This window comes from Rheinheimera sp. (assembly GCF_020217005.1).
Classification (GTDB): domain Bacteria; phylum Pseudomonadota; class Gammaproteobacteria; order Enterobacterales; family Alteromonadaceae; genus Pararheinheimera.
In genome coordinates this window covers 1-13,196 of record NZ_JAIWOI010000301.1, presented here as the reverse complement: position 1 = coordinate 13,196, position 13,196 = coordinate 1, and the positions used below count along the sequence as shown (strand labels likewise).

The 13,196-nt window shown below is 48.5% G+C and carries 10 protein-coding genes, 2 tRNA genes and 1 pseudogene; 2 read left to right on the top strand and 11 right to left on the bottom strand.

The genetic code is table 11. The annotated features are described in order from the left end of the window. Positions 1-28: 28 nt before the first annotated feature. A tRNA-Gln gene (locus LDL40_RS14695) sits at positions 29-103 on the top strand. A gap of 59 nt (positions 104-162) precedes the next feature. Continuing rightward, a tRNA-Gln gene (locus LDL40_RS14690) sits at positions 163-237 on the top strand. A 61-nt stretch (positions 238-298) separates the two neighbouring features. On the opposite strand, the gene LDL40_RS14685 is transcribed toward LDL40_RS14690, so the two are convergent. From LDL40_RS14685 to LDL40_RS14635, 11 genes and pseudogenes are all read right to left on the bottom strand, one after another. Then, positions 299-1,810: a glycoside hydrolase family 43 protein gene (locus LDL40_RS14685; protein ID WP_300996172.1), complete on the bottom strand. Its 1,512-nt coding sequence runs from the start codon at positions 1,808-1,810 to the stop codon at positions 299-301. A gap of 154 nt (positions 1,811-1,964) precedes the next feature. After that, positions 1,965-3,389 carry a pitrilysin family protein gene (locus tag LDL40_RS14680; protein ID WP_300996171.1) on the bottom strand — a complete coding sequence of 475 codons (1,425 nt, stop codon included), beginning with the start codon at positions 3,387-3,389 and terminating at the stop codon, positions 1,965-1,967. Beyond that, a complete protein-coding gene (locus LDL40_RS14675) occupies positions 3,386-4,711 on the bottom strand; it encodes a pitrilysin family protein (RefSeq protein WP_300996170.1) in 1,326 nt (441 codons plus the stop codon). Before LDL40_RS14675 ends, LDL40_RS14680 begins: the two co-directional genes overlap by 4 nt. A gap of 123 nt (positions 4,712-4,834) precedes the next feature. Then, a complete protein-coding gene (locus tag LDL40_RS14670) occupies positions 4,835-5,821 on the bottom strand; it encodes a family 43 glycosylhydrolase (RefSeq protein WP_300996169.1) in 987 nt (328 codons plus the stop codon). Continuing rightward, on the bottom strand, positions 5,821-6,750 hold the full coding sequence (locus tag LDL40_RS14665) for an SMP-30/gluconolactonase/LRE family protein (RefSeq protein ID WP_300996168.1): 930 nt from the start codon (positions 6,748-6,750) through the stop codon (positions 5,821-5,823). Before LDL40_RS14665 ends, LDL40_RS14670 begins: the two co-directional genes overlap by 1 nt. After that, complete coding sequence (yjfF, locus tag LDL40_RS14660; RefSeq protein WP_300996167.1) at positions 6,747-7,718, bottom strand: galactofuranose ABC transporter, permease protein YjfF; 972 nt, start codon at positions 7,716-7,718, stop codon at positions 6,747-6,749. The genes LDL40_RS14665 and yjfF overlap by 4 nt, the downstream gene beginning before the upstream one ends. Further along, positions 7,718-8,836, bottom strand: coding sequence for an ABC transporter permease (locus LDL40_RS14655; RefSeq protein WP_300996166.1), 1,119 nt, complete (start codon positions 8,834-8,836; stop codon positions 7,718-7,720). Before LDL40_RS14655 ends, yjfF begins: the two co-directional genes overlap by 1 nt. Further along, positions 8,833-10,368 carry a sugar ABC transporter ATP-binding protein gene (locus LDL40_RS14650; RefSeq protein WP_300996165.1) on the bottom strand — a complete coding sequence of 512 codons (1,536 nt, stop codon included), beginning with the start codon at positions 10,366-10,368 and terminating at the stop codon, positions 8,833-8,835. The genes LDL40_RS14655 and LDL40_RS14650 overlap by 4 nt, the downstream gene beginning before the upstream one ends. Before the next feature lie 47 nt (positions 10,369-10,415). Further along, complete coding sequence (locus tag LDL40_RS14645) at positions 10,416-11,363, bottom strand: ABC transporter substrate-binding protein (protein ID WP_300996164.1); 948 nt, start codon at positions 11,361-11,363, stop codon at positions 10,416-10,418. 78 nt (positions 11,364-11,441) lie between these two features. After that, positions 11,442-12,503 carry an aldose epimerase family protein gene (locus tag LDL40_RS14640; protein WP_300996163.1) on the bottom strand — a complete coding sequence of 354 codons (1,062 nt, stop codon included), beginning with the start codon at positions 12,501-12,503 and terminating at the stop codon, positions 11,442-11,444. A gap of 1 nt (position 12,504) precedes the next feature. Further along, positions 12,505-13,196 (bottom strand): annotated as a pseudogene (locus tag LDL40_RS14635) (aldehyde dehydrogenase (NADP(+))); the annotation flags it as partial.

Here is a 13,196-nt window from a genome sequence, read left to right as displayed (position 1 = left end):
AAGCAAGTAAGAATTCTGCAGTTTCTGCAGGGGTATAGCCAAGCGGTAAGGCAGCGGGTTTTGATCCCGCCATTCTGGGGTTCGAATCCCTGTACCCCTGCCATTAAATTGAAGTGGCAGTGTAATCATCACATTACGCAATTTTAGTCACGACAGTTCTGCAGGGGTATAGCCAAGCGGTAAGGCAGCGGGTTTTGATCCCGCCATTCTGGGGTTCGAATCCCTGTACCCCTGCCATAAATTGGAACCCAGCCTCGGCTGGGTTTTTTCTTTTCTGCTAGTTCAGTTCTATTGTTGCTTAGTTCTGCGAACCCCAAACAGATTTTCCTTCAGCCGATAAGGCGCTAAAAGTTACAGTCCATTTGGCTGGCGTTTCATGCCACTGCCTTGATACCACACCTTCATAACTGCCACTGCCATCCAGATTAATACTGATCTGCTGATTGACTCCATACACCCAGCTACCGATTCTCTCGCCACTGATACTTCCATTGGCCAACAGATTGATATTGATTGGTTTTTTCACAACAGCAGAAATGTCTTTGCCATGTTCAATCAGCTTATAGCTGCCCGCTAACTGCGCTGCTGTCACTATTTTGTCTGTACTGGCGGCATAACGGTGTGGCGCTACCACAGGCCAACCGTTTTTATTGATAAACATCTGATGTACACGCACCTGATGCTGTTCGCCCTGCTGTGGAAAACGGGTGTGAAAGAGTAAAAAATAGTCTCCAGTGCTTTCATCAAAATAGGCTGAGTTGTGCCCAGGCGAGACATAACCTGTACCTATGCCAGTACCGGCTTCGTTGTTCTGGCGTTCAAACAAAAAGTTGCCCATTAATTTTTCCGCATAAGGGGCTATGCTGGCGTCATCAAACAACGGCAAAGCCGGGCTGGATTTTACGTCAGCCATTGAATTACCCAGCGCATCAAAATAAGGGCCTTCAGGATTACTGGAACGCGCTACACGTATGTTGTAACCGCCATTGGCATCCAACCCACCAAAAGATACAAAGAGGTAATAATAGTCGCTGTCCGGGCTGTACAGCACGTATCCGCCCTCTATTCTGCTGTGATTCCCCCCCATCAGGTGTTTGCCATAACCTTGATCAGGTAAAGGAATGCCAGTGTTTTTGTCCAGCTCCAGAATAAATAAGCCGCCCGAGTAGGAGCCATACAGCATCCATAAGCGGCCGTTTTTATCGAAAAATACATCCGGGTCTACGACGTTCGGATGAATGGTGGCATCGTAAATTGAACCGTCTGCGCTGGGTTCGCCCCACATACCCGACTTCAACAGCAATTGTTGATTTTTGTAAGGACCTTCGACTGAATCCGCTACTGCTATGCCCAAAGCCGAGCGCGGTGAATCTCCTTTGCAGGCGTTGTAATACATATAAAACTTGCCGCCAATTGCAATCACATCGGCAGCCCAAAGTGTCGACGTTTGCGCCCAGTCGAAGGTTTCTTTGATTTCAGTGGCCGCATTCGGCATTAGTTTATTGTTGGTATTCACGCCATCAGCCACTAAGGTCCAATTTTGTAAATCCGTAGATTTAGCTGCTGCTAAGTGCGAACCGAAAATATAAAAGTCTGCACCAACCTTAATCACTGAAGGGTCATGCACTGCCACATTGGTAAAAACAGGTGCATTAGTGACGGGTGGAGGCGTCACTACAGGCGGCGGAGTTACTGCAATGGGTGGAGTGGCGGTATCAGAACCTGCTGAACCACCACAAGCTGAAACTATCACTAAATTCAGCGCCAGCCAAAGTGGCGCTCTTTTTGAAGCTATCGTAAAAGTTGTCATAAAATCCCCTGTCGTGTTGGATCTATAGGCCAGCTATGTTGCTGGCTCGTCTGATACAGACAGGACTAATAATAATTCAATATTATTGTAATACAAATATTGGTAGTAAACTAAAAAACCCGACCTGAGTCGGGTTTTTTAGTTCAGTACAGTGTTAGTCACCGAATCCGGCTGCCTGGATATCAACCTGTTTGACGTCACCATAAGTTTTGGCAATGTCCTTAATAGCTTCGGCTTTGCCAATCAGCACAAACTGCAGTTTGTCTTTCGGAAAGTAGCTGTTGATCAGACGTTTGCTTTCAGCCACTGTCAGTTGGTCGACTTTGCTTTGGAAACTATTGATAAAGTCCTGATTAAAACCATACAGGTACATATCGCCCAATAAGCCAGCTAAAGCTGTATTGGTTTCAAAGCGCGGCGGAAACTGACCTTTGACATAGGCTTTGGCCGAATCCAGAGTGGCCAGATCTATACCTTTGTCCCATAAACGCTGATAAGTTTTTAGCGCTAAATCCACTGCGGCTTTGGTGCTGTCTGTTTTGGTGAAGCTGCTAATGCTAAAAGTGCCGCTGGCTGAATAACGATCAAAACCTGAACGCGCGCCATAAGTTAAACCCGAGTTTACCCTTAGCTCGTCATTCAGCCAGGAGGTAAAACGGCCACCCAGTACAGTATTGATCACTGAGATACCGACATAATCCGGATTGTCCTGTTTCACGCCCACACCACCTATGCTAAAGGTCGTTTCTATCGCATCAGCTTTATTCACCAGTAGCACTTTGGCTTTGTCAGCTTTTGGCAAAGCAGCTGTTAAATCAGGTTGTTTTACAGTCTGACCATTTTTCCAAACGGCAAAAAGTTTTTCTAACTGGGCCTTCATTGCGGCCGGCTTAAAGTCTCCCACTACGCTGATGGCGGTATTGGCAGGCTGGTAATAGCTCTGATGGAAGTTCTGCACTTGCTGCTGACTGATGCCTTTTAACGATTCTGCAGTGCCTGAAATAGCGTTGCCGTAAGGGTGTTTCCCAAACACCAACTTATTAAAGTACTGCTCCATCACCATACGTGGGCTTTCTTTGGCTTGAGCTACAGCAGCAATTTGACGGGCTTTTAACTTATCAAACTCCGTCTGGTCAAAACTGGGCTGAGTCAGCACGCTGTGCAGCACAGTCAGCATTTGCTCTGTGTCTTTGGCCATAAAATCAGCACTTAGGCTGGAGCCTTCCATCGAACCTTCGCTAGTTAAACTGGCGCCTAAAAAGTCGACCAACTGCTCAATCTCTGCTTTGCTTTTACCGCCAGCGCCTAATAACAACGCCTGACTGGTCAACTGAGACAAACCAGCGATCTCATCATTCACAGCCCCTGCCCTTACTGTGGCCTGCACTGTGACTAAAGGCACCTCATGCTGGGGCAATAAAAACACAGTTAAACCATTATTCAGCGTAAATTGTTCATAGGCTGGTAACTGAAAGCTGCTTTGACTTTTGCTTTGCTCTGCCATCACAGGCAAAGCAAACACAAAAGAGCTTAATAGCGCCAGCGCCAAAGCTTTTGGAGTTTTAGTGAAGTGGCTCATAGATCTTTATCCTCAGCAGAGTCCAGCACAGCAACAGTGCGGTTGGATTTTTTCAGGTAACTTTGTGCCACGCGCTGAATATCAGCTGGGGTGACGTTTTGATAATTTTTCGGCGCATCAAACAACTTCTGGTAACTGCCAAAATACAGCTCATAAGTGCCGATAATGTCGGCCTTGCCATTGATGGTTTCCATTTCGCGGTAGAACTGCATCAGTTTCTGGTTTTTAGCTTTTTCCAGCTCTGCCTGCGTCACGCCTTCTTTGGCGACTTTATTAATCACAGTGATCAGTGCCGTTTCCAGATCGGTTGCTTTTACGCCTGGGTTAGCAACAGCCATCAGATAAAACAGGTTCGGGTCAAAGGACATAGGCAAATAGCTAAACACATCCAGTGCCAGCTCTTTATCCACTAAACCCTGGTACAGACGTGAGCTGTTGCCTTCACCTAAAATGGAGTTCAATAAATCCAGCGCATAATAATCCGGGCTGGAACTGGCCGGAATATGAAAACCTAACAGAATATTTGGGCTGGTTACTGAGGCTTTTTGTACATAAACCCGGCGCTCGCCTTTTTGTTGTGGTTCAACAGTACGCACTTCTTCAGGTTTGGGCTGCGATGGAATGGGTTCCATATACTGCTGCGCCAGTTTTTTCACTTCAGAGAGTTTCACATCACCGGCTACCACCATCACGGCATTATTTGGCGCGTAATAGGTTTTGTGATAGCGCTTTAAGTCGTCCAACGTCCAGGCTTTGATATCCGATTCATGGCCAATTACAGACCAGCTATAGGGATGCGCCTGAAACGCCACACCTTTTAACTCTTCTTGAATAGTACGGAAGTTGGAATTCTCAAGACCTGTTGTACGCTCAGAGGCAACCACACCCCGTTCGCTCTCCACCATTTTGGCATTGATATCCAGATGAGCTATGCGGTCGGCTTCTAAATCAAAGATGGTTTCCAGCGCATTAGCCGGAAACCAATTGGTATACACAGTTAAATCTTCCGTAGTGTAGGCATTATTAGCGCCGCCTGCGGCTTCCATAGTGCGGTCAAACATCTTAGGACCGTACTTTTTCGCGCCGTTAAACATCATATGCTCAAAGAAATGCGAAATGCCGGTGATGCCTGGATGTTCGTTGCGAGAACCTACTTTCCAGAATAAATAGCTGTTGGCGTTGGGAATAGATGCATCTTCCAACACCAGAATTTTCATACCGTTTTTAAGTGTAAAACTTTGAATATCCTTGGCTTCTGTCGCCTGCGCTGAACTAAACACCAGCCCAAGCAGCAGCGCGAGCGCCGTCTGTTTTAACTTCATACTAATCCTGCCTTTTTTCGAGCTAAAAATTATGAAAGATCAAGAAGATTAATACAAAAACAAAAACACCTTGCAACAAAATTGTTACAAGTCGTAAACAGTAGTACTTAAAGGAACGCTGATTTAGTCGGGTTTATCCTGAGCAAAGTCTAACTGACCCTGCTCTGTCCAGTACAAAGGCCGGACTCGCGTATGCCTATTGCCGTCCTGCAACGGATTGCCCTGGATTTCTTTGTAATCCCGGGCGTGATAGAACATTAAATGGCTGACGCCATCTTCAGCCAACACAAAGCTGTTATGGCCGGGGCCAAAACGTTTGAGGCTGTCGTTGCTGAAAAATACCGGTTTAGGCGCTTTGCTCCAACTTTCGGTGTTTAGTAAATCTGCATCTGCTGAAGCGCTGAGTAAGCCCATAGCGTAACGATGGTCGGTGGCACTGGCTGAATAAGCCAGCCAGACGTTGCCGTTTTTAATCAGCACAGCTGGCCCTTCATTGACCTTATAACCCAAGACCTCCCAGTCCAAAACAGGTTCTGTCAGCAAAGTGGCAGGTAATTCCAGCTCTGTGGCGCTACGCATTTTGGCTATCCATAAGGCGCTGTTGTAGCTTCGCTTTTTATCCTGCTGCGCCCAAACCAGATAATGTTGGCCTTGGTGCTCAAAATGAGTGGCATCCAGGTTAAAACTATCCCAGCCGGTATTCAGCGGTCCCAGTTCCTGCCACTGGCCTTGTAATGGATCAGCAGCACTGTTTTTCAGCACATAAGTGCGGATATGAAAAGGTTCTTCCGCCTTACCTGCAGCGAAGTAGATATACCAGGCTCCGTCTATCCTGTGTAGTTCAGGCGCCCATATATTGGCGCTCATTGGGCCTTGGTCTTTTTTACGCCAGATAATTTTGGGTGCAGCCTGAGCCAGGCCTTTAATGCTGGAGCTGTGCCTAAGCTCTATGCGATCAAATTCTGGTACTGAGGCCGTGAAGTAGTAAGAATCTGCCGCCGCTCTGTACACCCAGGGATCGGCACGATTTTTAATCAAAGGCTCTGTATTCTGCGCCAGCAAGTCCAAACTGAGCAGGCTTAACAGCACATAACTAAACAGCTTTAACATCACCACCCCCAGTTTTTTTGCAAAGCCAGCCAATCCTGCACTGCCAGTTCAGACTCTGGTAAGCCCTGATAGGGTGACTGATAAATCAATAAACTTCCTGCATCAGGCTCAGCCGCCAGCTGTGCCTCTGTTAAGCCCTGGCGGGCTGTAGTGACAAACAACAGGTCTAAATCAGGGCCACCAAAAGCCAGACAAGTGGGCTGACTGACAGGTAAAAGATGCAAAGCAGTTTGCTGCCCTGCAGGCGAATAACGGGCTATCGCAGCGCCGCCCCATAAAGCACAAAGCAGATGATCCTCTGCATCTATCACAGCACCATCAGGTTCCGCGCCTGCTGGTACTTTGGCAAAGAATTGTGGCTGTGAAGCTGTGCCTTGATCTGGATTAAAGCCATAGCGATAAATCACTCCAGTGGGAGAATCGGCGTGATACATCAGGCTACTGCTTTTATTCCAACACAGACTGTTAGGTATGAGTAAGTTGGCGATCACCGCCTGACAACCTTGTTGGTCCAGCCGGTATAAAGTGCCGGTTTGCCCTTGATCAACTTCACGCATAGTGCCAGCCCAAAACCTGCCCTGACGGTCAATCCGGCCATCGTTCATTCTGTTACCGGACAGATGTGCTTCAGGTTTAGCTAACCAAAAGATGCCCTGACTTTCGGGCTGATACAAGGCAAAACCCGACTCAAAGGCCACCAGCATAGAATAGTCAGAGCGCATTGGATCAACTGGGTTGAGTAAGGCAAAACAGCTGATGCGTTCAGGTAGCGGATAGGTATTTAACTGCAGTGAAGGCCAAAACAGCTGATATAAAAAGCGGCCATGAATATCAGTCCACCAGACCGACTGGCTGGCGCTGTGCCAGACAATACCTTCACCTAATTTGTTTTTAAGCGGGATGCTGTGCAATAAAGTCAGTTCGCTCATGCTTTGCTCCCTGCTTTGTGTTGCCATTTATGACTCAATAATTTCTGCAGAGCGATAAAGAAAAACAGCAAAGCTCCTATCACTATTTTGCTCCACCAACTGCTTAAGCTGCCGTCAAAATTGATATAGGTTTGAATAAGGCCCATCAGCAATACACCCAGCACAGTGCCCATAATAAAACCACTGCCCCCTGTCAGTAAGGTGCCGCCTATCACCACAGCAGCTATGGCATCCAGCTCCACACCTACAGCAGCAAGCGCATAACCTGAGTAGGTATAAAAACTAAAAATAATACCGGCCATAGCTGCCAGCATACTGCTTGAGGCGTACAGCAAAATGGTCGTGCGGGCGACAGGAACCCCCATCAACTGAGCGGACTGGCTATTGCCGCCTAAGGCATAGACATAAGAGCCAAAGCGACTGTAGTGAGTAAGTACCAACATCAACAGCACCAGCGCTATGGTCAGTAAAGAAGTGGCGCCCAGCCAGCCTCCATCCGGCAGTTCCAGGCCAAACTCGGCCACAGCATCATAAAACGGATGTTCAATAGCCACAGACTCTTCACTCAACAGAGTTGCCATACCCCGGGCCAAAAACATACCAGCCAAAGTGACAATAAAGGGCTGTAGCTGGTAGTACTGAATTAAAGCGCCCATAGCAGCACCAAATAGCGCTGCACAAGGCAATATCAGCGCAAAAGCCAGTAGTGGGTGCCATTGATAAGGCCCTATCAGTAAGGCTGCCGCCACGCCGCTTAAGGCAATCACTGAGCCGACGGACAGATCAATGCCACCGGATAAAATCACCAGGGTCATACCCAAAGCTGTGACCAGTAAAAAGGCATTGTCACTGATTAAGTTAGTAACCACTCGCAGACTGGCAAAACCATCAAACTGGCTGGCACCAGCAGCAAACATCAACAACACCAGGGCGAAAGTGATCCACAAAGGTAAATAAGTGCGGGACATCAGGCTTTACCTCCATGCGCTTTGCCAAAGCTAAACAAAGCTTTTAACTGGTTGCGAAACAATTCCGACTGCAACATCAGCACAAGCAAGATAACTAAGGCTTTGATTAATAAATTAAATTTCGCTGGCAAACCACTGACCACTATAGTGGTGCTTAAAGCCTGAATAATCAGTACTCCGATCACAGCACGAGGCAGCGAAAAACGACCGCCCGTTAAAGCGGCACCTCCTATCACTACGGCTAAAATAGCATCCAGTTCCAACCATAATCCTGCGTTATTAGCGTCTGAGCCTTGAATATCCGCTGTCGCTACAATGCCGGCCAATGCAGCGCAGCAGCCAGTAAGTAGGTACACACTTAACTTGATCCCTTTGTCATCAATCCCCAGGTAACGACTGGCTTTGGCGTTACAGCCAACCGCCTCAATAAACAAACCTAAGGCTGTGCGTCGTAACAGTAGCTGCATCACCAAAAGTGCCAGCAGCACCAACCAGACAGGCACAGGCAAGCCTAAAAAATCGCCTGAACCTAAAGCGGCAAAGTCAGGGTTTTGGAAAGTGACGATCTGCCCTTGATTTAATAGCTGCGCCACACCACGACCAGCCACCATCAGCACCAGGGTTGCCACTATGGGCTGAATGCCGAGATAACTAACCATCACGCCATTCACCAGGCCGCAGGCCAAACCCGTCAGCACAGCCAGGCCTATTACAGCAGGAATAGACCAATCCCCAAGCAGCAATAAGTTAGCGCACACTGCGCCGCAAATGGCCATCACAGCACCAACTGACAAGTCAATGCCACCTGTGGCTATCACTAAACTCATGCCTATGGCCAGCAAAGCCACAGGCGCACTACGGTTTACAATATCAATTAAAGGCCCATACAAGCGGCCGTCCTGCCATTGCAGTGAAAAAAACTGCGGATCCAACAGCAAATTCACCAGCAATAACAAAGCTAAAGCGAGCAAAGGATACAGATAAAGGCTGAATTTATGCGCCGACTGACCCGGGCTATACCGCGCCTGACGGGCGGCCTTGAGTTGCTCTGCATTGGATTGCCCGGCGTTTTGCTGTTCAGGTTGGCTTGAGTTCAAAATTACTCCTTCGGTCGTCATACGCTGGCTCCCGCTATAGCAGCCATAATGCGATCCGGATTCAGATCCTCACCGCTGAGTTCTGCTACTTTTTTGCGGTCACGCATCACCACAATCTTGCTGGAAAAGGCGGTGAGTTCTTCCAACTCGGATGACGTAACCAATAAAGACATCCCCTGCTGACAAAGCTGACGGATCAGCTGCAGTATTTCAGCATGAGCGCCAATGTCGATGCCGCGGGTTGGCTCGTCCAGTAACAGCAGCTTCGGCTCTACGGCCAGCCAGCGTGCCAGAATCACTTTTTGCTGATTACCGCCACTCAATTGGCCTATAGCTTTGTCGGCGTCCGGTGTGGCTATTTGTAACTTATCAATATAAAAATCAGCCAGTTGCTGCTGTTTCTTTTTTGAAATCAGTCGCCACCAGCCTTGTTTGGCCTGCAGTGCAAGGCTGATGTTTTCGCGGATGGATAAAGGCGCAATCATACCTTCGGTTTTTCTGTCCTCAGGGCAAAGCGCTATACCCAAAGCTATGGCTTGTGCCGGGTCCGTCAGCTTCACTTCTTGCCCTGCAAAACTTAACAAGCCGCTATCGGCCTTATCTAAGCCAAACAACAGACGGCAAATTTCAGTACGGCCAGACCCCAATAACCCGGCTAAACCTACAGCCTGGCCTTGAGGCAGCACCAGATCCAGCTGCTGTACCGACTGACCAGAGCATAGCTGCCGTGCGGATAAAATAGCGTCAGCCTGCTCCACAGCGACACAAGGAGCCTGATGGCGCTGCTGACTCAGTTCTTTACCCAGCATAGCGGCAATAAGTTCAGCTTTATTTAAGCTGGCCGTCTGGTATTCACCGACAAAACAGCCGTTACGCATGACCGTAATGCGGTCACTGATCTGATAGACCTGATCCAAAAAGTGGGTGATAAAAACTATGGCCACACCTTGTTGTTTCAACTGGCGCAGCACCTGAAATAAATTTTGGACTTCGTCGGCATCCAGACTGGCGGTGGGTTCATCCAGCACCAGCACTTTGGTGCAAGCAGCACCGCGTTTTGGCGCTATGCCTCTGGCTATAGCCACCAGTTGCTGCACTGCGACTGAGAACTCAGATAAAGGCGCTGTGACATCAATACTAAGGCCAAAACTGCTTAATAATTGCCGAGCCTGCTCTGCCATAGCTTTTTTATCTATCAGGCCAAAACGCTTAGGTTCTGAACCTAAAAACAGGTTATGGGCTACAGATAAATTCGGCAGTAAATTCACTTCCTGATACACAGTGCTGATGCCAGCTTGCTGTGCGTCTTTGGGCGTAGCAAAACTTTGAGCTGTTGAATCCAACAGCATCTCGCCGCCGTCTTTTTGCAGCACACCTGTCATCACTTTGACTAAAGTGGATTTACCGGCACCATTTTCACCTAATAAAGCATGCACTTCACCGGCATATAAACTCAGCTGGGCTTGCTGCAATGCTTTTACACCGGGGAAGTGTTTATCAATCTGCCGCAATTGCAGCACGGGTTGTGATGTAGTGTTGTTCCGCTCAGACATCAGGACCTCCTGAAAACCAGCCACTGAGGCTGGTGTTACAAAATGAATTAGTTCAGGCGTCTTTTTTCATACTCAGCGGCAGCCGTATCCTGCAGGAATAATTCTCCTGTGGTGCTGATCAATTTGGCTGTGTCTTTTTTCCCTTTCAGGTAGGCGTCAATCACATCAAAGGCCGGGCCACCTAAATGTGGATTCAGCTCTACTGTGGCATTGGCATCGCCGTCCGCCATAGCTTTGAAATAATCCGGCACACCGTCTACCGAGACCACCAGCAGGTCTTTGCCCGGTTTCAGTCCGGCTTCTTTAATGGCCTGAATAGCGCCTAAAGCCATTTCGTCGTTATGAGCCCAGAGTGCACAAATGTCTTTGCCACCCTGCTCTGCTTTTAACAGCGACTCCATCACTTCTTTGCCTTTGGCGCGGGTAAATTCTGCGGTTTGACTGCGGACAATTTTAGCTTGTGGGTGTTTTGCCAGCACTTCGTTAAAACCTTTGGCTCTGTCTATGGCGGCCGTAGCTCCTACTGTGCCTTGTAACTCGATGATGTTGCATTGCTGCTGGGCCTGGGGTTGGCTCAACAGCCAGCCGGCCGCCTTTCGGCCTTCTTCAACAAAGTCAGAGGCAATGCGGGTCACAAATAACGACTCATCCTGTACCTGCACGTTACGGTCTACTATTACCACAGGAATGCGGGCACGTTTGGCTTCTTTCAGCACTGGGGTCCAACCGGTTTCCACTACAGGGGCAATGATAATGGCGTCTACCCCCTGAGCGATAAAACTACGCACCGCTTTGATTTGATTTTCCTGCTTTTGCTGAGCGTCAGAAAACTTCAGGTCGATGCCGCGTTTTTTCGCCTCAGCTTTGACTGACTCGGAAAAACTGGTACGCCAGCCGCTTTCTGACCCTACCTGAGCAAAACCTATAGTAGTGGCGAAACTGCTGTGACAGATAAAACACAGGCTCAAACCTGCAACTATGGATTTGATTTTCATAGGTCGACTCCCCTTGTCAAACAGGCCCTTATGGTGTTTTTTTAAAGGCGGACCTGCGATGTGTTGATTGAATTTTGTTTAAAACTTCGCCTTCTCGCTATACCCCAGAACAAAACGGCTGCTTTGCCGATACAACTGGCCGGCTTTAAGTAAAGCCGTTGGAAAATTGGGTTTATTTACAGCATTTGGATAACCATGAGGCTCCAGACATAAAGCCGCATATTTCTCTATGGCAACGCCCTGATTCCCCACTATGCTGCCATCAAGAAAATTACCACTGTAAAACTGAATGCCTGGCTGGTCGGTAAATAACTGCAAAAAACGGCCTGACACAGGATCCCGTACTAAAGCTGCTGGCCTATTCAGATCCCGGCCCTCGTTCAGCACAAAATAGTGGTCGTAGCCATTCTCGAGCTGGCCAATATCCTGACCTATAGTTTTGCCCGCTTTAAAATCAAAAACACCTGTTACTGGAACTAACTCGCCTGTGGGTACCAGTTGTTTATCCAGTTGCAGAATAAAATCGGCATCCAGGTGTAATTGCTGTTCCAGCACAGTGCCTTGACCTACACCACCTATAGCCCAGTAGGCATGATTGGTCAGACTGACCGGAGTATCTTTATCCGACACAGCACTGTATTCCAGCACTAGCTCATGGTGGGCCAGCAAACTGTAACGCAGCTGCACATCCAACTGCCCTGGGAAACCTTGATCGCCCTCTAAGCTGGTGATACGAAAAGTGACACTGACTCTGTCTTTCTGCTGGTCAATATCAAAATCCCAGAAGCGACTGCCTAACCCATCAGGGCCACCATGCAATTGATTCGGCCCTTCATTGGCTAATAACGAAATCACCTGGCCTTGCTGCATATAAGCGGCAGCACCAATGCGGTTTGCGACCCGGCCTATGGTCACAGCAAAATAATAAGGATTGCGGGCGAATTGGCCCGGGTCCTGATAATTTTGCAAAAGCTCTGTTTTTTCAGTGGAGTCTGACGTTGGCATCAGCACCGACCATAAGCCTGCGCCCAAATTACTTAAGGTCACTGTTAATCCAGCTGGATTGGTAAGTTTAATCAGCTGCAAGGGCCGCTTTAAGGCGGCGACCTGCAGAGTTTCGGTGCTGACGACAAAGCCCATCTTAAGACTCAACCGCTGCGCTGGTTTTTACCCCGTTGACTAAACGTGGTAAGGACCATGGATTGGCATTTTGCAGCTCTGGTGGCAACAAGTCTGCCGGGTAATTCTGGAAACAAATAGGACGGACAAAACGGGCGATCGAGGCCGTGCCTACCGAAGTAAAACGGGCATCAGTGGCTGCAGGGAAAGGCCCGCCATGCATCATGGCATCACAAACTTCCACACCAGTCGGGAAGTTATTCACTACCAGACGGCCTACTTTTTGTCGTAGCAGGCTGATAAGTTCGGCCTGAGTGGCAAGTTCTGCTGCTGTGGCCTGTAAAGTACCAGTCAGTTGACCTTTTAAAGTCCGCACTACGGCCAGTAATTGTGCCTGGTCGGCACAGCTCACCAACACTGAGACATGACCAAAGACTTCTTCCTGCAAATGTGGATTGGCTAAAAAGGCTTCGGCTGTGACTTTAAAGAGCTGAGCCTGAGTGCAGAAGCCGGCTTTATCGCCCACAGCTTCACCACAGCCAACCAGCTCAACACCGGATTGAGCGGCCAAATGCGCTGTCCCCTTTTGATAAGCCGCCGCTATACCTTCGTTTAGCATGACACCAGCTGGTACTTTGGCTAAAGCAGCAGAAGCTGCAGCACAGAACCTGTCCAAAGCCGGGCCCTGAATAGCCACTGCCACACCAGGATTCA